General features: G+C 63.4%; 24 protein-coding genes. 13 read left to right on the top strand and 11 right to left on the bottom strand.

The features are described 5' to 3' along the window. Nucleotides 1-5: 5 nt before the first annotated feature. On the bottom strand, nt 6-689 hold the full coding sequence (locus ACXIQ9_RS03100) for a peroxiredoxin-like family protein (RefSeq protein WP_424175555.1): 684 nt from the start codon (nt 687-689) through the stop codon (nt 6-8). Between the two features lie 335 nt (nt 690-1,024). Between ACXIQ9_RS03100 and ACXIQ9_RS03095 the strand changes: the two genes are divergently transcribed. Continuing rightward, nucleotides 1,025-1,165 carry a hypothetical protein gene (locus ACXIQ9_RS03095; RefSeq protein ID WP_010315999.1) on the top strand — a complete coding sequence of 47 codons (141 nt, stop codon included), beginning with the start codon at nt 1,025-1,027 and terminating at the stop codon, nt 1,163-1,165. Then, complete coding sequence (locus ACXIQ9_RS03090; RefSeq protein WP_296417006.1) at nt 1,162-1,569, top strand: DUF1499 domain-containing protein; 408 nt, start codon at nt 1,162-1,164, stop codon at nt 1,567-1,569. Before ACXIQ9_RS03095 ends, ACXIQ9_RS03090 begins: the two co-directional genes overlap by 4 nt. Here the strand turns inward: ACXIQ9_RS03090 and ACXIQ9_RS03085 are convergent. Both ACXIQ9_RS03085 and ACXIQ9_RS03080 read right to left on the bottom strand, forming a co-directional pair. Continuing rightward, complete coding sequence (locus ACXIQ9_RS03085) at nt 1,559-2,125, bottom strand: pyridoxamine 5'-phosphate oxidase (protein WP_459015543.1); 567 nt, start codon at nt 2,123-2,125, stop codon at nt 1,559-1,561. The two genes, ACXIQ9_RS03090 and ACXIQ9_RS03085, sit on opposite strands and share 11 nt — an antisense overlap. Continuing rightward, nucleotides 2,122-2,475 carry a hypothetical protein gene (locus tag ACXIQ9_RS03080; protein ID WP_459015541.1) on the bottom strand — a complete coding sequence of 118 codons (354 nt, stop codon included), beginning with the start codon at nt 2,473-2,475 and terminating at the stop codon, nt 2,122-2,124. Before ACXIQ9_RS03080 ends, ACXIQ9_RS03085 begins: the two co-directional genes overlap by 4 nt. A 32-nt stretch (nt 2,476-2,507) precedes the next feature. Between ACXIQ9_RS03080 and ACXIQ9_RS03075 the strand changes: the two genes are divergently transcribed. Beyond that, on the top strand, nt 2,508-2,909 hold the full coding sequence (locus ACXIQ9_RS03075) for a DCC1-like thiol-disulfide oxidoreductase family protein (RefSeq protein ID WP_459015539.1): 402 nt from the start codon (nt 2,508-2,510) through the stop codon (nt 2,907-2,909). Nucleotides 2,910-2,921: 12 nt separating this feature from the next. On the opposite strand, the gene ACXIQ9_RS03070 is transcribed toward ACXIQ9_RS03075, so the two are convergent. Next, complete coding sequence (locus ACXIQ9_RS03070) at nt 2,922-3,440, bottom strand: phycocyanin subunit beta (RefSeq protein WP_010316008.1); 519 nt, start codon at nt 3,438-3,440, stop codon at nt 2,922-2,924. A gap of 87 nt (nt 3,441-3,527) precedes the next feature. Between ACXIQ9_RS03070 and ACXIQ9_RS03065 the strand changes: the two genes are divergently transcribed. After that, a complete protein-coding gene (locus ACXIQ9_RS03065; RefSeq protein ID WP_296419428.1) occupies nt 3,528-4,568 on the top strand; it encodes a methyltransferase domain-containing protein in 1,041 nt (346 codons plus the stop codon). A gap of 24 nt (nt 4,569-4,592) precedes the next feature. Here ACXIQ9_RS03065 and ACXIQ9_RS03060 read toward each other — a convergent pair whose 3' ends face one another. The 5 genes from ACXIQ9_RS03060 to ACXIQ9_RS03040 are packed head-to-tail and all read right to left on the bottom strand — an operon-like array spanning nt 4,593 to nt 8,314. Further along, entirely contained in the window at nt 4,593-4,751 is a 159-nt protein-coding gene (locus ACXIQ9_RS03060) for a hypothetical protein (RefSeq protein ID WP_247477577.1), read from the bottom strand. Between the two features lie 15 nt (nt 4,752-4,766). Continuing rightward, nucleotides 4,767-5,414 (bottom strand): NAD(P)H-dependent oxidoreductase, encoded by a 648-nt coding sequence (locus tag ACXIQ9_RS03055; RefSeq protein WP_296416821.1) that lies wholly within the window; start codon nt 5,412-5,414, stop codon nt 4,767-4,769. A 31-nt stretch (nt 5,415-5,445) separates the two neighbouring features. Then, nucleotides 5,446-6,429, bottom strand: coding sequence for a glycine betaine ABC transporter substrate-binding protein (locus ACXIQ9_RS03050; RefSeq protein ID WP_459015536.1), 984 nt, complete (start codon nt 6,427-6,429; stop codon nt 5,446-5,448). After that, entirely contained in the window at nt 6,426-7,286 is an 861-nt protein-coding gene (locus ACXIQ9_RS03045) for an ABC transporter permease (protein ID WP_247477583.1), read from the bottom strand. The genes ACXIQ9_RS03050 and ACXIQ9_RS03045 overlap by 4 nt, the downstream gene beginning before the upstream one ends. Beyond that, on the bottom strand, nt 7,286-8,314 hold the full coding sequence (locus ACXIQ9_RS03040) for a quaternary amine ABC transporter ATP-binding protein (RefSeq protein WP_459015534.1): 1,029 nt from the start codon (nt 8,312-8,314) through the stop codon (nt 7,286-7,288). Before ACXIQ9_RS03040 ends, ACXIQ9_RS03045 begins: the two co-directional genes overlap by 1 nt. A 378-nt stretch (nt 8,315-8,692) precedes the next feature. On the opposite strand from ACXIQ9_RS03040, the gene bsmA reads away from it, so the two are divergent. From bsmA to ACXIQ9_RS02995, 9 genes are all read left to right on the top strand, one after another. Then, a complete protein-coding gene (bsmA, locus tag ACXIQ9_RS03035; protein WP_247477584.1) occupies nt 8,693-9,505 on the top strand; it encodes a glycine/sarcosine N-methyltransferase in 813 nt (270 codons plus the stop codon). Between the two features lie 2 nt (nt 9,506-9,507). Next, on the top strand, nt 9,508-10,359 hold the full coding sequence (locus tag ACXIQ9_RS03030) for an SAM-dependent methyltransferase (RefSeq protein WP_247477595.1): 852 nt from the start codon (nt 9,508-9,510) through the stop codon (nt 10,357-10,359). Next, complete coding sequence (locus ACXIQ9_RS03025) at nt 10,359-10,484, top strand: hypothetical protein (protein WP_256463393.1); 126 nt, start codon at nt 10,359-10,361, stop codon at nt 10,482-10,484. Before ACXIQ9_RS03030 ends, ACXIQ9_RS03025 begins: the two co-directional genes overlap by 1 nt. Before the next feature lie 3 nt (nt 10,485-10,487). After that, nucleotides 10,488-11,927 carry a sodium:solute symporter family transporter gene (locus ACXIQ9_RS03020; protein ID WP_247477598.1) on the top strand — a complete coding sequence of 480 codons (1,440 nt, stop codon included), beginning with the start codon at nt 10,488-10,490 and terminating at the stop codon, nt 11,925-11,927. Nucleotides 11,928-11,929: 2 nt separating this feature from the next. Continuing rightward, the gene (locus ACXIQ9_RS03015; RefSeq protein ID WP_459015530.1) at nt 11,930-12,154 is read left to right on the top strand and encodes a hypothetical protein; all 225 of its coding nucleotides are present in this window, start codon (nt 11,930-11,932) and stop codon (nt 12,152-12,154) included. A 189-nt stretch (nt 12,155-12,343) separates the two neighbouring features. After that, on the top strand, nt 12,344-13,462 hold the full coding sequence (locus tag ACXIQ9_RS03010) for an aspartate/ornithine carbamoyltransferase family protein (RefSeq protein WP_459015528.1): 1,119 nt from the start codon (nt 12,344-12,346) through the stop codon (nt 13,460-13,462). Nucleotides 13,463-13,475: 13 nt separating this feature from the next. Continuing rightward, nucleotides 13,476-15,512 carry an asparagine synthase (glutamine-hydrolyzing) gene (asnB, locus tag ACXIQ9_RS03005; protein WP_296421516.1) on the top strand — a complete coding sequence of 679 codons (2,037 nt, stop codon included), beginning with the start codon at nt 13,476-13,478 and terminating at the stop codon, nt 15,510-15,512. A gap of 149 nt (nt 15,513-15,661) precedes the next feature. After that, complete coding sequence (locus tag ACXIQ9_RS03000) at nt 15,662-16,873, top strand: allantoate amidohydrolase (RefSeq protein WP_459015526.1); 1,212 nt, start codon at nt 15,662-15,664, stop codon at nt 16,871-16,873. Beyond that, entirely contained in the window at nt 16,870-17,589 is a 720-nt protein-coding gene (locus ACXIQ9_RS02995) for a DUF1028 domain-containing protein (RefSeq protein WP_459015524.1), read from the top strand. Before ACXIQ9_RS03000 ends, ACXIQ9_RS02995 begins: the two co-directional genes overlap by 4 nt. Here the strand turns inward: ACXIQ9_RS02995 and ACXIQ9_RS02990 are convergent. Both ACXIQ9_RS02990 and ACXIQ9_RS02985 read right to left on the bottom strand, forming a co-directional pair. After that, the gene (locus ACXIQ9_RS02990; RefSeq protein ID WP_029626207.1) at nt 17,586-18,368 is read right to left on the bottom strand and encodes an HAD-IIB family hydrolase; all 783 of its coding nucleotides are present in this window, start codon (nt 18,366-18,368) and stop codon (nt 17,586-17,588) included. The genes ACXIQ9_RS02995 and ACXIQ9_RS02990 overlap by 4 nt on opposite strands. Beyond that, nucleotides 18,365-20,152 carry an alpha-amylase family glycosyl hydrolase gene (locus ACXIQ9_RS02985; RefSeq protein ID WP_459015522.1) on the bottom strand — a complete coding sequence of 596 codons (1,788 nt, stop codon included), beginning with the start codon at nt 20,150-20,152 and terminating at the stop codon, nt 18,365-18,367. The genes ACXIQ9_RS02990 and ACXIQ9_RS02985 overlap by 4 nt, the downstream gene beginning before the upstream one ends. Between the last annotated feature and the right edge of the window lie 2 nt (nt 20,153-20,154).

Here is a 20,154-nt window from a genome sequence, read left to right as displayed (position 1 = left end):
GTCTTTCAGTTCAGATAGGGATCCAAGAAGGACAGCGGGCGACTCATTGTTGCCGAGAAGCCCAGCATTCCTTGGTCCCGATGCTCATAGAGCAGGGAGTCGTCGCTCTCCAAGAGGAAGGTGGCTCCGCGTTGGGTGATGAAGTCATCACGGGGGACATAGGTCCGCCAATTCCCCAGCACCTCGGTCATGTTGCGCAGGCGCACGGTGGCGAGTTCAAAGGGACGCTGGAATCCCTCGCCGCCCGCCAGGCGAAAGAGGGGACTCTCGAACCGCTGCGGCGCGGAGCGATCTCCGGTGTAGCCGCGCAGGACCTCGCTCAAGGTCCCCGGTGAGCCGATGCCGGCACACATCAACAGCAGCCCCGGCCAAGGTCCGCCGGGCGTCTGCAGGCCGGAGTAGAGCTCAAGCGCGCGGTGCAACCTCGGTTCGCTCTCCACCCTGAGGTTGCCCCGGGGGAAGCCGGTGAACTGGCAGAACCGCTCGGCTCCGGCCTCGTCACCAATGCCGATCGCCAGGGTCTTGATTCCGGCCTGCTCCAGCCTGGGCAAAACGGGTGCGAGTGCCTGGGCGTATTCCAGCGAATCGAAATCCCCGAGCTGGCTCATCAGGATCACCAGCCGTCTGGACCCTGGCTCCATTCCTGGGATAGAGCGGAGGGCGTCCAGCAGAAGGTCGGGCGTCGTCATGGGTCTGAGGTCATCGGCGTTGAGGACGGCTCTGGTCTCAACGTCTCCTCAGCCTCGCTGAACGGGTGGGGTGGGGCGAGATGCACCTCGCCCCGGTTGAGGCGCGTCTGACGAAGAGAGCAACCTCAATCCATTGATGCCATCGCCCCGGGATGTTGTCCACGGAGGGTTGGGAGTGCCGAAAAAGCCAAAAAAAACTCCGCTGGTCAATCGCCCGCGGAGGTGCGTCTCTTCGTCAAAAGCGCAGATCCTTCCTAGGAAGTCGACCAGCCCTGGCGCCATAGGCATTTGTTCCTGGTCGTATCCAGCACAATGGCGAGAGGGGAGGCCTGCCCATGCGCCGTCATCGTTGGCTCTTGTTGATCGCAGCCCTGGCTTGCATCGGCAGCTTGCTGCTCTGGATTGCTGAGATCGATGTGGGGATTGAAGAGTCCCTCCCTACCCCGGCTCCTGTTGCTGCTCCCTCCAATCCATGACGGCTCTGTTCTCCCACTTCCTGCTGGTTTTCACCCTGGGGCTCTTTCATCTGGTGGGTCCCGTGCCGGAGGACCTGGGTGTGCAGAACGGCGCCCTCTCCCCCTGCCCCAGTCCGGCCCATTGCGCCCGCGTGGATTGGGCCGTGGCCAATCCCGAGGCGGCCCTTCAATCTCTGCTCCCGGTGATCCGGGCCACCCCGCGCACCGAGATCGTCGAAGAGGGGAACGGCTACCTGCACGCGACGGCCACGAGTGCCCTGTTTGGCTTCGTCGACGATCTCGAGCTCTACGCCGATCCCACTGCTGGGGTGCTTCAGGCCCGCTCGGTCTCGCGTCTGGGCGATTCGGACCTGGGTGTGAATGCGAAGCGCCTGCAGGATCTGGCGGATCAACTCAAGGATTGAGGCACTCTTCCGCCCAGTCCTGATCCAGCCGCCAGCGGCGACGCCGGTGGGGGTGGCCCACCAGCTCCAGCAACTCCACCTGCTGGATCTCAATCCGCACCAATTCAAAGGTCTCCGGCAGCGGGACCGCATCACCGAGGGCCTCGGGAAAGTCCCCCAGGGGATCGAAAGGGGCTCCGGGTTGAGGCCAGCCCCAGAGACTCCGCGCTCCGGGATGGAGTTGTTGCCAGTGTTGGCTGCGGGCGGACTGATCGTCAGCTGCGTTCAGGACGAGGCGATGCCCCCTAATCCGAAATTGTGATTTCGCCTTAGGCAGAAGCCAACAGAGCTCCAGCCTGGGTTCGGCGCTGAGTTCAGCGCTCTTCTCGCTGCGTCGATCCGTCAGCAGATCCAGTTGGCAGGCCCCGGCCCAGCCGCGGAAGACCAGCGTGCGCACCCGAGGCGCCCCATCGCTTCCAAGGGTGGCCAATTGGAGCCATCGGGCCTGGGGAGACCTCCCTTCCCGCTGCCGCGCTCCGCGCAGGAGCGGCCTCCAGGGCGGCAGAGCATCACTCATGCCGCGGACTCGCAGCGGTAATGGGCGATCTCGCCGCCGCCGCGCCGGCGCTCAGCAAAGTCAGGGCTGGCTGGATCGGCGGCCTGCCACCACCAGTGCCCATCGGTGTAACTCGGGGCTCCGGCGTTGTTGGTGCGGGGCAGTTGCAGGCTCACGCCTCGCCACTCGATCACGACAAAGGCACCAGGAACGGTCCCGCCCGCGCTGTTGGGAATTCCGCTGGCATCCACGGCGCCCTGGTGCACTTCGGCCCTCAACGGATCGCCCTCACAGAGGTATTGCGTGGCGCTGGCCTGCAGCGGCCAGAGCAACAGCAGCAAGGCCATTGCCAGATGGAGTAACGCGGTCACGGCAGCTGCACAGCGGTGATCAGGATGGCGCAATGACCTTGGTGCTCGTGTACGACGGCGGCTGCCCTTTTTGCAGTCATTTCGCCCTGCGCTCTGAGCTGGTGGGCGGGCTGCCGGGACTGGAGATTCGCGATGGGCGCGCCGATCACGCCCTGCGCGCCGAGCTCAAGCGCCGTGGCCTGGACCTGGCCCGCGGCGCGGTAGTGCTGGAGGGGGACCAGGCCTGGCATGGGGCCGAGGCGATCGCCCAACTCTGCGGCCGGCTGCGCCCGAGTGATCCCCTGCTGGCCTTGCTGCGTCAGCTCTTTGCCGCTCCGCCCCAGGCCCGCCGCCTCTATCCCCTTCTGCTCTGGGCCCGCCGGCGGGCCTTGCAATGGAAAGGCCTGCCTGAGGACCCCGATCAAGGGGTGCCTCGGCAGGCCGGCAAGAGCTGATCTCAGCGGAGATCAGGCAACAGCAGCAGCAGCGCGATCGAAGTAGGTGCCGATCTCGCTCATCAGAGCGGAGCAGTCGCCGGGGGTGATGCCGTTGCGATCGTTAGCGATCGAGATGGCAGCGTCCTTCATCTTGCGGATGCCTTCAGCCACGGAAGCGCCAGGAACGCCCAGGGCCAGGTAGGTCTCACGCAGGCCGTTCAGGCAGCGGTCTTCCAGCACGGAAGCGTCGCCGGTGAACACGGCGTAGGTGACGTAGCGCAGAACGATCTCCATGTCGCGCAGGCAAGCAGCCATGCGACGGTGGGTGTAAGCGTTACCGCCGGGGGCGATCAGAGCGGGCTGCTCGTCGAACAGCGCGCGGGCTGCGTTGGTGACGATGGCAGAAGCGTTGGAGGTGATGCGGTTCACAGCATCCATGCGCTTGTTGCTCTCGCTCACCATGGCGGCGAGGGCATCAATCTGACCAGCGTTCAGGAATTCGCCGCGGGCGTCAGCCTGGGCAACAACCTTGGTGAAAGCGTCGAACATGAACAATTGTGTTCTTGTGCTCAGAATGTAGGGAGGCCCTGGGCGCGAGCGTGAGCACTACGGTCAGGACGCGCCCAACGCTCAGGCATGCAAGACGTCGTTCAGGCCTATTACGGCAAGGAACTGCAGAGCACCGCTGATCTCAAGACCAGTGCCTGCTGCGATGCCGACGCGGTCCCCAACTGGCTCAAGCCCCTCTTAAGTCGGGTCCACCCTGAGGTGAGCAGCCGCTACTACGGCTGCGGTTTGGTCTGCCCGCCCCTGTTGGAGGGCTGCCGCGTGCTGGATCTCGGCAGTGGCAGTGGCCGCGATGTCTATCTGCTCTCCCAGTTGGTGGGTGCCTCGGGTGAGGTCGTCGGGGTGGACATGACCCCGGAACAGCTGGCGGTGGCTCGGGAGTACCTGCCGTTCCATGCGGAGCAATTTGGCTATGCCAACGTCCGCTTTCTCGAGGGGCAGATCGAGCGGCTGGAGGAGCTGGATCTGCAGCCCGCCAGCTTTGACGTCATCGTCAGCAACTGCGTCTTGAATCTCTCCACCGACAAGCCTGCGGTCTTGAGGGGTATTCAGCGGCTCCTGAAGCCCGGTGGGGAGTTCTATTTCTCGGACGTCTACGTGGACCGGCGCCTACCGGCGGCCGTTCAGCGTCATCCGGTGCTCTACGGCGAATGCCTGGGGGGAGCGCTCTATTGGAATGACTTCCTGCGGATGGCCCGCGGGGCGGCCTTCACGGATCCGCGCCTGGTGAGCGACCGTCCCCTGGAGATCACCGAGCCCCAGCTGGCGGCTCTGGTGGGTGAGGCCCGCTTCTACTCCGCCACCTACCGGCTCTTCAACATCCCTGAACTGGAGGATGCCTGCGAGGACCACGGTCAGGCCGTCATCTACCGCGGCTCCATCGACCAGGCGCCCACGCGACTGGAGTTCGACAAGCACCACAGCATCGAGGCCGGCAAGGTCTTCCCGGTCTGCGGGAACACCTATCGGATGCTGCACCAGACCCGTTTCGCTCCCCACTTCCAGTTCATCGGGGACTTTGATCGTCACTACGGGCTGTTTGAGGGTTGCGGTTCGGCCATTCCCTTTGACCAGGGCGCCGCTGTCAGTGCGGCGGCGAGCTGCTGCTGATGGCCAGGGCTCAAGCCTTGGCGTTTAACCGAAAAAGCCCTTGCTGTTGAGCCAGAGCCCTAAGCCCAGCATCGGTACGAACACGGCGCCAGCGATCTGGAGCTTGATGCGCATGGCCGAGGGTTCGGCTTTGACCGGCTGTGCTGGCTTGGTCGAGGTCTTCTTGGAGCGGGATTTCGCCATGGGGTGGGGCCGGGGTTAGCGGTGCTCAATCAGGTCGGAGGCGGAGTAGCGGACCTTGGCGAGGCCGGCGTACTTGTCCTCGGCGCTGCGGTAGCCGCAGGCGCAGACCACGCAGCTTTGGTAATCGCTGCTCTCGAGTCCCAGGATCTTGTCGTAGTCGCTGGGACTGAAGCCCTCGATGGCGCAGGTGTCCACCTCCAACAGGGCGGCGCTGGTGAGCAGGTTGCCCAGGGCGATATAGACCTGGTTGGCGCTCCACTGGCCAATGGCCTGGCTGCGGGGTCCGTCGATCAGATCCACCTGAATCATCTGGCGGTACCCCTCGAGCAGGCTGGCGTCGATGCCCCGGGTTGTGGCGGTGGCCTCGATCAGCCGATCGGCATCGGCGGCCAGGATCTCCCGCTTCTTCAACAGCACCACCAGGTGGGAGCAGTCGGTGATTTGAGATTGGTTCCAGGAGTGGGGGCGTAGCTGGGCCCGCAGCTCGGGGTCGGTGATGACCAAGAACTTCCAGGGCTGGAGCCCATAGGACGAGGCCGTTAGAACCAAGGCGGACTCAAGCGCCTCCCAGGTTTCAGTCGGGATGCGCTGGCTGGGATCGAAGGTCTTCGTGGCGTAGCGCCACTGCAGGGCCTGCAGTAGTTGCGGGGAGGCCGTCGCCATCAAGGTTTAGTCGTTGGCCACAGCTTCCCATTCAGCCCGCAGCACCTGAGGGCCCGATCTGACCGCTGACCCAGTAGCGGACCCGTTCCGGATGCTGATCGAGGTACGCGTCCACGGCGGACTGGGCCGTGTCTTGATGGGCCTTCAACAACACCTCGGCCAGATCGGCATCGGGGATCCGAAAGCGCGTCAAGAAATCGGTGACCTCAGGGGCGAGAGCACTGAGGTCTGGCTGGCCGATGGCGTGGATCCATTCAGTTCCTCCGAAGGCGCGTTTGGGGTCGCTGAGGAACCGCAGTTTGTAGCGAGCAAACATCCAGTGGGGTGTCCAGCTGGTGACCACGACCCAGCGCCGCTCGCGGATGGCCTGGTCCAGCACGGCACTCATCGCTGCACTGCTCGAGGCCACCAACTTGATCGCGCTGAGGTCGTAGTCCTTCAGGGCGACCTGTGAGAGCTGATTCAGGCCCGATCCCGGGTCGATCCCTTGAACCTGATGGTCAAAGCGCGCAGCAATAGAGGCTTGGCGGAGATCGCCAATGGAGGTGACCAGATCCGGATCGACGTAGTCAGGGACGACCCAGCCCAGTCGTCCGGAGTACATCGGACCGAGGTCTAAGACCCGATCGCGGACGCGCTTCCAGTAGTCCCGATGGGTCAGGGGAAGCCAGGCCATCAACATCAAATCCAGATCCCCTCGGGCAACGGAGGCGTATTGGATGCCGATGTCGGCCAGGACGCGCTCGACGGGCCAGCCCAGTTCCTTCTCGATCAGTTGCTTGGCCATCAGGCTGATCACCTCCGCATCGGCCCAGGGGGACCAGCCCAGTCGTAAGGGTCTCCGCTCAGTCCGGCTCTGCCCTTCAGTTGTGCTTTGAGCCAGGGATTCGCTGCTGTTGCGTTGGCCCCCCTGTTGTTGGCGACCCAACTGGACCAAGCTCGCCAGCGAGAGTCCCGCCAGGCCCATGCCGCCCACCAGGGCGCTGCGCCGTGACCAGCGTGGAGCGTCGCTCATCGTTGTCTCCGGGCGTTGCTGGGTGAGAGGCCCTGGCTCAGGCGATCGAGAATCACCGCCAGGATCACCACCGCGATTCCCCCCTCGAAGCCCAGGCCAACATTGAGCTGTTGAATGCCTCTGAGCACGACATCGCCGAGGCCGCCTCCGCCGATCATTGAGGTGATGACCACCATGGAGAGCGCCAACATGATGGTCTGGTTGACCCCGCTCATCACCGTCGGTAGAGCGCTGGGGAGTTGCACCATCCACAGCAGTTGCAGGTCGCTGCAACCAAAGGACCGTCCGGCCTCCACCAGATCTGTGGGCACCTGAGTGATCCCCAGGTAGGTGAGCCGCACGATCGGAGGCATGGCGAAGATCAAGGTGGCGATGATCGCGGGAACGGCTCCTGTGCTGAACAACATCACCGCCGGGATGAGGTAGACGAAGGCCGGCATCGTCTGCATCAGATCCAGTCCGGGGCGCAGCAGTCTCCAGAGCCAGGGCTGACGGGTCCCAAGCACCGCCAGGGGAAAGCCCAGAAGCAAGGCCAACAGCGAGGAGGTGATCACGAGGGCCAAGGTGGCGAGCATCGGCTCCCAAAGACCCAGGGCCAGGACCAGGTTCAAGCCCAGCAGGCTGAAGAGTGCAAAGCTGCCTCCCACCAAACGCCACCCCACCACGGCAACGACCAGGGCAAACAGCCATGGCGCGGGTTGAGCCAGGACGAACTCAAGCGTTGCGGTCAATCGCTCAATGGCGACCTGGACCACGTCGAAGAGGCCCTGGCCGTTGTTTAAGAGCCACTCCACAGCGGCATCTACCCCTAGCCCCAGCGGCCCGGCCTGCTCGAGACTCGCCAGCGTGAGCACCATCAGCCCTGCTCCTTGAGGGCCTGCAGCAGCCCCCTTGGTGTCACCACTCCCAAGGGGCGTCGTTCAGGGTCCAGAACGGGGGTGGGCCAGGGGTTGCTCGAGACCGCACTGATGGCCTCATTCAGCAGGAGTTCCGAGGGGAGAGCTCCGGCGGCTGAAGCCTCGATCCAACTGTTCTCTGGGTTGCGTAGGCCTTGGAAGCGTCCCTCGGAATCCAGGCTGAGAGTGATCCCCAGGTCTTCGGGGATGGGTTCGACGATCTGCCGCAGGGTGAGCACCGAACCCCGATCGACCGTTTGAAAGAAGGCCCGGACCGCGGGGTTCGCCGGTGCTTCAAGGAACTCCTGGGGTGTTCCGCACTGCAGCACCTCCCCCGATTGCATCAGGGCGATGCGATCGCCAATGCGGATGGCCTCATCGAGGTCATGGGAGATGAACACCACCGTGCGTCGCTGTTCGGCCTGCAGGTCCAGCAGGAGGTCCTGCATGTCTCGGCGGATGAGCGGATCGAGGGCGGAGAAGGCCTCATCCATCAACAGGATCGGGGGATCCAGCGCCAGGGCCCGGGCCAGTCCCACACGCTGCTGCATCCCTCCGGACAGTTGGGCTGGCTTATGCTTCAACTGGCTGCCGAGCCCCACCCGCTCCAGGGCGCGTCTGGCTTGCTTCTGACGCTCCGCCCTGGGAACGCCGGCCACCTCCAGGCCAAACGCAGCGTTGTCGAGAACGCTGCGTTGCGGGAACAGGGCAAAGGACTGGAAGACCATGGCCATGGCGTTCCGGCGCAGTTGGTTGAGCGCCTTTGGAGAGAGTGTCGCCAGGGCCTGGCCGCGCACTTGCACGGATCCCGAGCTGGGCTGGATCAGTCCGTTGATCATGCGCAACAAGGTGGACTTCCCCGAGCCCGAGAGGCCCATCACTACAAAGATCTCGCCGGGTTGGATCGTGAGGGAGACCTGCTGGACAGCCGCTTTGGGCTGCCCCAAGAACTGCTTTGAAACGGCTTGAAGTGTGATCTCTGCAGACACCTCAAAGCCGAAGCACTGCGGCGACCCTAGCGATCAAAAGCTCAATCAACAGGCTGAAGGGTGATCGTCAGGTCTTTAGCAAGTTCAAACATTTGCTCGAATGGCCTTCGCTCACTTTGATGTCGGCGACTGAGCGGCAATCAGATCACTTTGCAGCTTGAAGCAACCACTGACAGCCCTAGGCCTCATCGATAGGTTGCGGCCATGGCTTAGTTCACGACTTCGTGGACTGTGTCCGGAGGCCTCTTCAGAGGTGATCCCCCAGCCCTATTGCTGAGCCCTGAAGGTTTGCGTCTATCGGTGGCTCCCGAGGATTGAATGACGACATCCCACCGCACACAAGCATCCTCGGCCCATCGGCCGAAGACTGCTGGAGCAATGGATGAGCAGCGGTTTGGTGCCGCTCCTGAATCTGTTCGTGAGACCGATCACTATCAGCAGGAGTACATCGAGCAGTTCGCTGATCGATGGGATCGCCTGATCGATTGGGAGGCCCGCGCGCAGGCGGAGGGTGATTTCTATATCCGGATCCTGCGCGAGCACGGCGTGAAGTCCGTGCTGGACGTCGCTACGGGGACGGGGTTCCACTCCATTCGCCTCCTCCAAGAAGGTTTTGATGTGGTGAGTGCCGATGGCAGTCCCAACATGCTGGCCCGCGCCTTCCGCAATGCCCGAGATCGTGATCAGCTCCTGCGGACTGCCCAGGCGGACTGGCGCTTTCTGAACCGGGATATCCACGGCACGTTTGATGCTGTGATTTGTTTGGGTAATTCTTTTACGCACCTGTTTCGCGAGCGTGATCGGCGTAAATCTCTGGCGGAGTATTACGCCGTCTTGAAGCACAACGGCCTGCTGATTCTCGACCATCGCAACTACGACCGCCTGCTTGAAGGTGGTGCCGCCGTGAAGCAGGGGAAGGGGACGGTCTATTGCGGAGAGGATGTCTCAGTGAGCCCCGATTGTGTGGATGAGGGTCTTGCTCGCTTCCGCTATGCCTTCAGTGATGGCAGTACGTTCCACCTCAACATGTTCCCGCTTCGCTATGGCTATGTGCGTCGCTTAATGCGCGAGGTGGGTTTCCAGAAAATCACCAGTTACGGCGATTATCAGCGCGGCAAGGATGATCCTGACTTTTATGCCCATGTGGCCCATAAGGCCTATGAGGTTGATGGCGATACAACGGTGATCTAGTCATGACTCAGACCCAGTTCTCAGTCGCTGAGCGCACGGCCTCGGACTACTACGACAGCGTCGATGCTGATCGCTTCTATGAAGAGGTCTGGGGCGGCGAAGACATTCACATCGGTCTCTATGACTCTGATGCCGAGGCCATCGCACCTGCCAGTCAGCGCACGGTCAATGCCTTAATTGAACTGATCGGAACGCTCCCACCTGGGGCGACGGTTGTTGATTTGGGTTCGGGCTACGGCGGCGCCGCCCGCCGCCTCGCCAAAGAGTTCGGGGCCCGCGTTGAGGCGATCAATATTTCTGCCGTTGAGAACGCTCGCCATTGCCAGCTCAATGAACGCGCTGGATTGCAAGGGCAAATCCAGGTGCATGACGCCTCCTTTGAGGACGTTCCGCTTCCGGCCGGTTGTGCCGATGTGGTCTGGAGTCAGGACGCCATCCTTCACTCAGGTGACCGGCAGAAAGTCCTTCAAGAGGCTGCGCGCCTGCTGAAGCCGGGGGGGGTCATGGTCTTGACCGATCCGATGGCCGCCGATGGGGTGGAGGCCGCGTCCCTCACGGCCATCCTCGATCGCATTCATCTCCCGGACCTCGGGTCACCGGATCGCTATCAGCAGTGGGCGGGCCAGGCCGGACTCGTGCGGGAGGTCTGGCAGGACCAGACGGCGATGCTGGTTCGCCATTACAGCCGTGTTCGCGAGGAGCTCACGCGACGGGAGCAGGAGCTGCAGGCCAAGATCAGCCCGGAATACCTCCAGCGCATGGCCGCGGGCCTGGGGCACTGGATTGAAGGAGGGCAGCAGGGGCGCCTGAGTTGGGGGCTAATGCGCTTCCGCAAGCCAGCTGCAGAGGTCTGATGGATTCGTTCGCGGGCGCTGTCTTGATCTTTGTGGTGGGCGGTGTCGTCACCTTGGCGACCACCGTGATGGTGATTCAGGGCCATCTGCACTGGCGTGGTCGGGATCCCTGGGGGGAGGGCTAAGTCATGGCGTTTGTTCCCCTGCTGGCTGTTCAACCCTTCTTGGCCCCCGGGATCGCCTGGGCCCTGGTGGTGATTTTTTCGGTCCTTTGGATCGCCCTTGGGGTCTCCTGGGGACGCCGGGGTTCTGGCGATGCCGATGACTACATGCTGGCCGGCCGCAACATCGGTTTGGCCCTGAGCACGGCCACCTTGATGGCGTCCTGGGTGACCGGAAACACCACCTTGCTGGCGCCTGAGTTCGGCTATCGCAACGGTCTCTGGGGGATGTTCAGCTATGCCCTGGCCGGCCTGGGCCTGGTCCTGTTTGCACCCTTGGCTCTGCGGATCAAAACGCTGATGCCCAAGGGGCGCACCAGCGGCGACTTCATCCGCCTGCGCTATGGCCGAGCCGCCTGGTGGGTCTTCATGGTGATCACGGCGATCTACACCCTGGGCTTCCTGGTGACCCAGGCGATGGGGGCCGGGATCCTGCTGGAGGCCCTCTCCGGCTTCGACTATCGGCTCGGGATGGTTGTCGTCATCGGTGTCTCCACGATCTACACCCTCTATGGCGGCATGCGCGCCGTGGTGGGAACGGACTTCATTCAGTCCCTGCTGATCATGGGCTTGCTGGTGTTGGTCGCTGTTCTTGCCCTGCAGCAGTTCCCCGTGCAGGAGCTCCACCGGGAACTGGCGGCGCAGCATCCAGAGCGCCTGAATTTGCTGTTGCCCGCTGGCTTGTTGATTGCTTGGAACTCCGCCCTCTTCTCCATGGGAGAGGTGTTTCACAACAACATCTGGTGGTCACGGGTCTTCTCCAGCCGCGCCTCCGTGGTGTTTGCCTCGTTTGTGCTGGGCGGTTTGGCCTGGATGACGGTGCCGCTGGTGACCGGTTCGATCGGCCTGGTGGCGCTCGCGCAGGCGGTGGATCTGCCCCAGGTGAACATGCTCTTCCCGGTGGTGGCCTCCCAGCTCTTGGGCGCCGGTGGTGCAGCGCTGGTGTTTGTGGTGGTCTTTGCCTCCTTGACCTCCACCCTGGATTCCCTCTTGGCGTCGACGGCGGATTTGGTGGCGGAGGACGTGGTCTTCAAGTTGCTGAACCCCAACTTGAGTGATGCCCAGTTGCGGCAGGCCACCCGCTTGGTGGTGCTGGGTTTGGGGCTGTTGACCCTGCTGCTCTCCTGGCCGCGGCTCGACTCTCTGGCCTCTGTGCTGTTCTTCACCGGTGCCCTGGTGGCGTCCACGATTTGGCCGGTGGCCTACGGGCTCTACTGGCCTAGCGCCAACCGCTGGGCGGCGATTGCGGCGATGGTCTCCGGCAGCGCCGTGGGCTTAGGCGCCTATTTCCTGATCGCTCCCTACTGCGCAGCTCTGCTGTCTGCGGCGGTGTCCGCAGTGGTCATGGCCGTCGGTACCCAGCTCCAGCCGGAGCGTTTCAACTGGTTGACCCTGAAGGAGGGATAGGGATGAAACGTTGGTCGCTCAAAACCCGTGTTGCCCTTGCTGCGGCAGCCCTGGCTCTGGCCTTGCCCTCCGCCCGAGCGGCGCAGTCGACGGACTCCCCGCGCTGGCTGGTGGATCTACCGCTGTTGCGCCTGGTGGTTTATGGAAGTGTGGCGGGGTTGGCGCTTTCTGTGCTGGTTCTTCTGCTGATTTGGTGGAACGAATGGAGGCGCGGCGATGTCTGGTAACGCCTTTGTTTGCATGCCCCATGACAACAAGAGTGGCATTTGTGTAGCCGTTGCTACGCAAATCTGCCCCGTTTTAAGCAGCTTGAACTTGGAGAAAGTGATGTGGCAGGGTGGATTTTGGTTTGAGACTCAGTGCGACCAATTCCGCCGCAGCGTTCTGCAGCAGTGGGCCTGGGTCCCCTAATCGCTATGACTGCACTCCACTCCGTCACGACGAGTACCGGCGCTGACGCACCCGTGCGTTTTGATCCACTGGGGCCGGATGTCTTTGGCGCAGCCTCTCCCCAGGCCCTGTTGGGGGCGATTCAAGAGGACGGCGAGGCGCTCCAGGAGCTGGTGGGGCAGCACGTGATCTCGATTCAGCCCTTCCGGCCCGAGACCCTGCTGCAGTTGTTTCGTCTGGCAGCCAAGTTTGAGAGCAATCCCGATCGTTATACGGCCCACAACACGCCGTTGAAGGGAAAGATTTTGATCAACGCCTTCTACGAGCCCAGCACCCGCACGCGGCTGTCCTTTGACAGCGCCTGGCACCGTCTGGGCGGTGATTCGATCAACATCACCGACCGCGCCACGACGGGCCTGGCGAAGGGGGAGTCGCTGGAAGACGTCGCCCACATGTTCAACAACTACGGCGACTGCATCGTTCTGCGCGATACCGACTCCCAGGCCATCTATGCGATGACCGACACCCTGCGGATTCCGATCATCAACGCCGGCAATGGCATTGATGAACACCCCACCCAGGCGATGGCCGACCTCTACACGATGCTCAAGTGGCGCCCCGCCTTGGCGTCCCCTGAGGTCCCCGAGGATCAGCGGGCGCGCATCGGCATCGTTGGCATCCCCAGCCGCATGCGCACGGTTCGCTCACTGCTGCGGATCCTGGCGAAATTCCCGCAGATGGTGGAGGAGTTGGTCCTCATCCATGACCCGGCCAACGACGCCAGAGAGGACCTCTTTGATCGCGGCCAGCTGGAGGAGTTGCAGCAGGCGGGTCTGAAGGTGCGCTGCACCGGAGACCTGCAGGGCGAGATCCCCGGTCTGGATGTCATCTACATCAACGCCATTGCTTGGGTGGGCGATAGCTATGAGGTCCACGGCAACAGCTTTCGGCTGACGCGGGATCTGCCCTACAAGCCGGACGCCATCGTGTTGCATCCCCTGGCCCGTGGGCCGGAACTGAGCACTTGCCTCGATGACACCCCCCACAACTGGTACTTCAGTCAGGCCCGGGGGGCGGTCTTCCTGCGCATGGCTCTGTTGACCTGCATGGTGGACCGCACCAACCGGGTCATGGATGTGATCTGAGGAGGACGAAGGGATGTGTGGCATTGGTGGGGTCTTCAGCACCAGGGCGGATCAGCCCGTTGACCCGCAGCTGTTGGTCAACATGGCTGCGATCCAGGAGCATCGCGGTCCCGATGGTTTTGGCTACCGCACGCTGGATGAAGCCGGCGTGGGCTTCTGTCATGCCCGCCTCTCGATCATTGATCTGAATGAGACCCGGGCCCGTCAACCCTTCCTGAGCGCAGAGGCGGGGGCCGGCGCCCGGGTCCTGATGGCCCACAACGGCGAGTTCTATGACTTTCAGCGGATCCGCGCTGATCTGACGGCCCGCGGTGTTCGCTTCAGCAGCAAGAGCGATTCGGAGATCCTGCTGCGTCTCTATCAACAGCAGGGTTTAGGGGCGACGCTGCCGCAATTGCGCGGTGAGTTCGCCTTCGCGATCTACGACGAGACCGGCGATGTGTTGCACCTGGTCCGGGATCGCTTCGGGATCAAACCCCAGTACTGGACGATCACACCCCAGGGCTTGGTCTTTGGTTCGGAACTCAAGGTCCTGTTTGCCCATCCGGCGGTCGAGCGGCGTTTCACCTCCGAAGGGCTCTTCCACCAGTTGATGCAAACCATGGTCCCCGGGACCACGGCCTTCGCGGGCATCCATCAGGTGCCGCCTGGCCATGGCATCAGTGTTCGCCGGCGCAACGGCAACCTTGAGGTGGAGACCTGGAAGTACTGGGACATGGACTTCCCGCGTCAGGGCGAGCGGGACAGCAGCAAGAGTGAAGCCGACCACATCGAGGCGATCCGTGCCGCCCTGCTGGAAGCGGTGGAGTTGCGGATGGTCGCTGATGTCCCGGTGGGTTGCTACCTCTCCGGAGGCATTGATAGCTGCTCAATCCTGGGGCTGGCCGCTGCCGTCAGCCAGAGCCCGGTGAAGGCCTTCACCATTGGCTTTGACGACGCGCGCTACGACGAGTCGCCCATCGCCCAGGAGATGGCCGAGGCCACAGCCGCTGAGCAGGACGTCATGCGTCTCTCGGGCAAGGAGCTCTATGGCTGGATGGAACGCACCCTCTGGCACACGGAGCGCACGATCTACAACACCCTGGCGGTGGCCAAGTTCTTGATGAGCCGCCACGTCAACAGCGTCAACTACAAGGTGGTGATGACCGGAGAGGGCTCCGATGAGCTCTTCGGTGGCTATCCCGCCTTCCGCCGCGACATGTTCCTCCACGGTCTGCAGGATCTGCCGGAGCCGGAGCGCAAAGCCTGGGAAGACCTGCTGCAGCAATCGAATGCCTTGGTGCAGGGGGCGATGTTGGCGGCGGATCAAGTGGATGACCCTGACCTCGATGCGGTCGTGGGCTTCACCCCCAGCTGCCTCCAGCCTTGGTTGGCCTGTGCGCCGTTGGTGCCGGACCTGCTCGCGGAGGCCCATCGCTCGGTCCTTTCGGACTATTCGCCGGGCCAGGCCATCGCCAAGACCCTGGATCCCGATCAGCTGGAGGGGCGCCACGCCCTCGATAAGGCCCAGTACGTCTGGATCAAGACGATGCTGGAGGGCCAGATCCTCACCTGGGGTGGTGACCGGGTGGACATGGCCAACTCCATGGAGGCGCGTCCGGCCTTCTTGGATCACCACCTGGCGGCAGCGGCGGTTCAGGTCCCACCTGAGCTGCGGATCAAGGGCAAGACCGAGAAGTACGTCCTGCGCGAGGCCATGGCGGGCCTTTTGCCGGAGGTGCTCTACAAGCGCGAAAAATTTGCCTTCATGGCTCCGCCGGCCCACACCGAGCCCGAGAAGTGGGAGCAGATGAAGCAGCTGGCCGATGACTACCTGAGTGATCAGGCGATCGAGGCGGCGGGACTCCTGAGCGTCGCGGGTGTTCGGGCCCTCTTCGCCCGCCATGACGACCCGGCCACGACCGATGCGGACCGCGTTCAGATGGACGCCATGATCAACCACCTGCTTGGCGTGCAGATGTTGCACCGGATGTTCATTGCCGCGGATGTGCCGGCCCAGGCCCGCGCCAAGGCCGATGCCCTCGGTTGGCACCCGGCCGCTGCGGCTTAAACGGTCGCAACGGTTACGCAGTACTTCGCCCTCCTGGCGGATGGTGGGGGGGCTTTTTTGAACGTGCAGGTCTGCGGTTGGTTCTCTCTGCCCCGGGCTCCCAAACCCTTGCGCCCACCGCTCAACTGAAGAGACCCTCGGTCAACGCCATGCGCCTCCTGGCCTCCTTGGAGGCCATGGCCGAAGTCGGTCTTCAGCCAGATGGTTCCATTTGCCGGCGCGGCTTCAGCGCCGAGGACCGTCAGGGCCGTGAACTGCTGAGTGAATGGCTGATCGACGCGGGGATGAGCCTGCGCATCGATGCTGCCGGCAATCTGATTGGTCGCCTGGAGGGCTCAGAGCCCAACCTCCCCGCGCTGGTGAGCGGTTCACATCTGGACACCGTTCCAACCGGTGGTCGCTACGACGGCACCCTCGGCGTCTTGGCTGGACTGGAACTGGTCCGCTGCCTGAAGGATGCCTCGCTTCAGCTGCGGCACCCCTTTGAGCTGATCGTCTTTGCCGATGAGGAGTCCACGATGGTGGGCTGCAAAGGGATGGCCGGAACGGCCAGCGGCGACCCCAGCGATTACACCACCAGTAACGGTGATCCGATTGAGCGGAACCTGGCTCGCCTCGGTGGGGACTGGGAGCGCCTGACCACTGCGGCCCGCAGCGATGACGCCATTGCTGCTTTTCTCGAGCTCCACGTGGAGCAGGGTGCTGTCCTGGAGCAACGCGGCGACAGCATTGGTGTCGTTCAAGGGGTGGTCGGCCAGCGCCGTTTCACGATCCGCGTTTGCGGGCAGGCCAACCACGCCGGTACGACGCCGATGGATCAGCGGCAGGATGCCCTGGTGGCCGCCGCGCAGGTCGTCTTGGCGGTTCAGACCATGGCCCTCGAGCACCCCGGTGATCCGGTGGCCACGGTCGGCAGATTTGAGGTCTGGCCGAATGCCGCCAACGTCGTTCCCGGGGAGGTTCAGTGCAGCGTGGATCTGCGCGATCTGGACCCCGAGGTCTTGTCCTCCCTGAGTGCGCAGCTCGAGGAACGCCTGGCGTCTATTGCTGAGGCCAGTGGTTGCAGCGTGACGATGGAGCCCCAGTTCTCTGTGGATCCGACCCCGGCTGCACCGCTGCTGATGGAGGCGATCGCCGCCTCGGCCTCAGCCTTGGGCTTCTCCCACAGCGCCCTTCCCAGTCGCGCCAGCCATGACGCCCAGGAATTGGGCCGCCGTTGGCCGATGGGCATGGTTTTTGTCCCAAGCCATCGGGGCCTGAGCCATTCCGCGGCCGAGTACACGAGCCTTGAGCAGTGTGTTGCCGGAACGTCGGTCTTGCTGGAGGCGTTTCTGCGCCTGGATGCCCAGCTCTCGGGATGACCTTTTCAATCCTGGCGCGGGATCCATCCAACGGGCGCTTTGGCGTGGCCGTTGCCACCTGTCACCTCGCCGTCGGATCAACGGTTCCCCATATCCGCTCTGGGGTTGGGGCCGTCGCGACCCAGGCCCACACGAACCCCTATCTGGGGATTTGTGGTCTCGAGCGCATGGAGCAAAACCGGGATGCGGAAACCGTCCTGGCCAGCCTGTTGCGGGATGACCCGCAGATGGAGCACCGTCAGCTGCACCTGATTGATGCCTGCGGCCGTACGGCGGGCTGGACGGGCTCTGAATGCGGTCCCTATGCCAGCCATCGCTGCCATCCGGATCTGGCGGTTGCGGGCAACTTTCTCGCTGGCGAGGCTGTCCTGCTGGCGATGGAGGAGGCCTTTCTGTTGAGTGATCCCTCCTGGAAATTGGGGCGTCGCCTGCTGAGCGCCCTTCGCGCCGGTGAGGAGGCCGGCGGTGATCTGCGCTCCCCCCATGCGACATCGGCTGCCCTGCAGGTCAGCGGCGAGGCGGCTTTCCCGCTGTTGGATCTGCGGGTGGATTTTGAAGAGTGCGCTGTCGACTCCCTGATGGCGCTGTACGAGCGCAGTCAGCAACTCTGGGTGCAGCAATGGCGTGATTCCTTTGCTGAACTGCCCAATCCCGCAGGCACGGCCCTCAACCGAACGGTCACACCGCTTGTCGGGGACGATCCCTCGGCGGCTTAACCGATGAGTTCGCGGATGACCCGTGCCCATCCCTCGGCATGGGCGGCGGGGGCCAACAGGTAGCGCTTCTGCTCAAGGGCGCGGTGGAAGGCGGGGTGCGGGCCATCCGGACCTGGAACAACGACGGCCACATCGGCCGCTTCCAGTAGGGGAATGTCATTGGGTGAGTCCCCCAGCCCCAGCACCCTGGGTTGTTGGCCTCCCAGCCGTTGTTTGAGACGAGTCAGGGCTTCACCTTTGCTCACCTCTGGCCCCAAGAGGTGGCCCATGCGGTTGCCCTGGACGACGCTGAGACCAAGGGAGGCGGCCAGGGCTGGTAGGCGTTGACGCCCTTCATCCGAGGGGGGAACAAAGGGCACACTCCAACAGCGTCTCTGGGCTTGGGCTAAGGCCTCACCACCAAGGCCCAGTAGACGCAAGCCTTCACTTTCGCTGAGCTCCTCCAAGGGGAGTAGGGATTCACCCAGTAAGGCCTCCAACTCACTCAGCCGAGGCCGAAGGAGCTTGTGGTGGATGCCGAGGGCCTCTTCCCATTCCTCACCGCTCGGTGCTTCTCCATGGATCGCTCCTCCGTTTTCGACGATGAATGGATCACGGAGCCCAGCGGCTTGCCGAAAGTCTCGGACTTCTTCGGCGGTTTTGCTCGTGCAGGGGATGACCGGAATCTGTTCGCGCTGCAGCCATCGCAGGGTCTCGGCAGCTGGTTCCCAGCTGTAGTTGTGGTCCAACAGCGTCCCGTCCAGGTCCGTGACGATCCACCAGGTCTTGGGTTGACTCATCGGCTGCTGATCCAATAAACGCCAAAGGGTTCCAGCTCCAGTTGGCGCTCGGTTCTGACCGTTCCAGCCGGATTGAGGTGATCGATCCATCCCCGAGGAGAGGACGCACCCCAGAGCGATGCCAACACGAGTGATTGGCGCGTGGCGGTGAAGTTGTGGATAGCCCACAGACGCGCGTTCTCTTGGCCCCGCTCCAGGATCACCACATCGGAGCGGCCTGCGCTGATGACTCGCATCGGTGCATCAGGATCCAGGGCGGGCAGGTTGGCCCGCTGCTCCATCGCGTACTGCAGCTGGGCGACATTGAGGCTGGCGTCTTGGCCAGGGTCCTGGAGTTGCAGCTGCAGTGCCTGAGCATGGAACTGCGGCCGGTTCAAGTCCCTGCGATGGCCACTGGCATGAAAGCGAGCGGTGTCGTTTGGGGCCGCCAGCAGGGCTGGTAAATAAAACGCAGGCACCCCAGGTAGGGCCAGCTTGAAGCGCTGGGTCAGCAGAAAGCGTTCCCGCTGCCAGCGCCGTGAGTCCCGACCGGGATCGGCCATGGCACTCCACCAGCTGATGTTGATTTCGTAAGGAACTTCAGTGCCATCACTGAGGCGCCGGTGGCTGATCAGCCCACCCCGTTGTTCGCACCCAGCCAGAAGTTGGAGTAACCGGGGCTGATCCATCAGGCCTTCGAGTGGTCGAAGCCCAACCCCGTCATGGCTGGCGCTGAAGTTCAGCAGGTTGGTGCCCTCGGGTAGTTCTGGCCAACCCGCTAGCCAGCGGTTGAGTAGATCGCAACGCTCGCTCTGGCTCGCCTCCAGCAACAGCGGAGGCAGGGGGAAGTTGTAGGCCAGGTGCGCTTCCCGCCCGGACCGCAGATAGGAGAGGTTCTCTGCCTCCGGCACGTTCGTCTCGGTCACCACGGCCCCCCCAGGGGCGTGGGCTTCCTGCAGGAGGCGGAGCACTTGGACGATGACGTGGGCTTGGGGTCGGTGGATGCAACTGGTGAAGCGTTCCTTCCAGACGTACCCCACCGCGTCCAGCCGCAACCAGCCGACGCCGTGGCGGAAGAGGCGTTGCATCAGACGGTTGAAGTGCCGCAGCACCTCTGGCTCCTGCCAGTTCAGGTCCACCTGGTCCGGACCGAAGGTGGTCCAGACCTGCTTGCTGCCGCTGCGGCCGGCCAGGCTGCTGATCAAGGGCGAACTGCGGGGCCTCACGACCTCTGACCAGCAGACATCAGGACTGGCCTGCAGGATGCAGGAGCTGCCGGGTGCGCTGTCTTGGAGGCATTGGTGGACCCAAGGGTGGGAGGCCGAGACATGGTTCAGCACAAGGTCCGCCATCAGGAGACGTCCGTGGCTCAAGGCCTCTAGGTCTTTCCACTCACCGAAGCGCGGCTCGAGCTCCTCGTGGCTGGAGATTGCGAAGCCCCCGTCACTGGTGGAGCGCCAAAAGGGCAGCACATGGACGATGGAGGAGAGGGCGAGTAGCGGGCCATTCAGCAGCTCTCGCAGCAGAGGAAGGCTGGTGCGATCGGTTTCGATCACCGAATCGGCGTAGCAGATCAGCACGCAGGTTGCGCTGCTCCAGGGGCGCTGCGTTTGGGTGTGCGTCTGCGCACCGAGACACTCGGACTGCAGCAAATGCGACGACAAGCTTTTGATCTCGTTTGAAGACTGCCCCGGGTAAAGACCTCCCAGTAACAGTTCCAGCTGTCTCTGCCGGTCCAACCCAACCACCAGCGCTCCCTCCACTCCACCAGATATCGAGCAGCTGGCTCCTGGGTGTTGTTGCATCG

The sequence above is a fragment of the Synechococcus sp. LTW-G genome (genome assembly GCF_054459035.1).
Note: the sequence above shows the minus strand (reverse complement) of the source record. Positions and strands in the feature narration are given on the sequence as shown.

Excerpts from the sequence above, each read along its gene's own strand:
- ACXIQ9_RS03025 (WP_256463393.1), top strand. The coding sequence starts at position 10,359 with ATGGATTCGTTCGCGGGCGCTGTCTTGATCTTTGTGGTGGGCGGTGTC.
- bsmA (WP_247477584.1), top strand. The coding sequence starts at position 8,693 with ATGGATGAGCAGCGGTTTGGTGCCGCTCCTGAATCTGTTCGTGAGACC.
- ACXIQ9_RS02990 (WP_029626207.1), bottom strand. The coding sequence starts at position 18,368 with ATGAGTCAACCCAAGACCTGGTGGATCGTCACGGACCTGGACGGGACG.
- ACXIQ9_RS03030 (WP_247477595.1), top strand. The coding sequence starts at position 9,508 with ATGACTCAGACCCAGTTCTCAGTCGCTGAGCGCACGGCCTCGGACTAC.
- ACXIQ9_RS03070 (WP_010316008.1), bottom strand. The coding sequence starts at position 3,440 with ATGTTCGACGCTTTCACCAAGGTTGTTGCCCAGGCTGACGCCCGCGGC.
- ACXIQ9_RS03000 (WP_459015526.1), top strand. The coding sequence starts at position 15,662 with ATGCGCCTCCTGGCCTCCTTGGAGGCCATGGCCGAAGTCGGTCTTCAG.
- ACXIQ9_RS03050 (WP_459015536.1), bottom strand. The coding sequence starts at position 6,429 with ATGAGCGACGCTCCACGCTGGTCACGGCGCAGCGCCCTGGTGGGCGGC.
- ACXIQ9_RS03060 (WP_247477577.1), bottom strand. The coding sequence starts at position 4,751 with ATGGCGAAATCCCGCTCCAAGAAGACCTCGACCAAGCCAGCACAGCCG.
- ACXIQ9_RS03065 (WP_296419428.1), top strand. The coding sequence starts at position 3,528 with ATGCAAGACGTCGTTCAGGCCTATTACGGCAAGGAACTGCAGAGCACC.
- ACXIQ9_RS03090 (WP_296417006.1), top strand. The coding sequence starts at position 1,162 with ATGACGGCTCTGTTCTCCCACTTCCTGCTGGTTTTCACCCTGGGGCTC.
- ACXIQ9_RS02995 (WP_459015524.1), top strand. The coding sequence starts at position 16,870 with ATGACCTTTTCAATCCTGGCGCGGGATCCATCCAACGGGCGCTTTGGC.
- asnB (WP_296421516.1), top strand. The coding sequence starts at position 13,476 with ATGTGTGGCATTGGTGGGGTCTTCAGCACCAGGGCGGATCAGCCCGTT.
- ACXIQ9_RS03085 (WP_459015543.1), bottom strand. The coding sequence starts at position 2,125 with ATGAGTGATGCTCTGCCGCCCTGGAGGCCGCTCCTGCGCGGAGCGCGG.
- ACXIQ9_RS03100 (WP_424175555.1), bottom strand. The coding sequence starts at position 689 with ATGACGACGCCCGACCTTCTGCTGGACGCCCTCCGCTCTATCCCAGGA.
- ACXIQ9_RS03015 (WP_459015530.1), top strand. The coding sequence starts at position 11,930 with ATGAAACGTTGGTCGCTCAAAACCCGTGTTGCCCTTGCTGCGGCAGCC.
- ACXIQ9_RS03075 (WP_459015539.1), top strand. The coding sequence starts at position 2,508 with ATGACCTTGGTGCTCGTGTACGACGGCGGCTGCCCTTTTTGCAGTCAT.
- ACXIQ9_RS03020 (WP_247477598.1), top strand. The coding sequence starts at position 10,488 with ATGGCGTTTGTTCCCCTGCTGGCTGTTCAACCCTTCTTGGCCCCCGGG.
- ACXIQ9_RS02985 (WP_459015522.1), bottom strand. The coding sequence starts at position 20,152 with ATGCAACAACACCCAGGAGCCAGCTGCTCGATATCTGGTGGAGTGGAG.
- ACXIQ9_RS03045 (WP_247477583.1), bottom strand. The coding sequence starts at position 7,286 with ATGGTGCTCACGCTGGCGAGTCTCGAGCAGGCCGGGCCGCTGGGGCTA.
- ACXIQ9_RS03010 (WP_459015528.1), top strand. The coding sequence starts at position 12,344 with ATGACTGCACTCCACTCCGTCACGACGAGTACCGGCGCTGACGCACCC.
- ACXIQ9_RS03095 (WP_010315999.1), top strand. The coding sequence starts at position 1,025 with ATGCGCCGTCATCGTTGGCTCTTGTTGATCGCAGCCCTGGCTTGCATC.
- ACXIQ9_RS03055 (WP_296416821.1), bottom strand. The coding sequence starts at position 5,414 with ATGGCGACGGCCTCCCCGCAACTACTGCAGGCCCTGCAGTGGCGCTAC.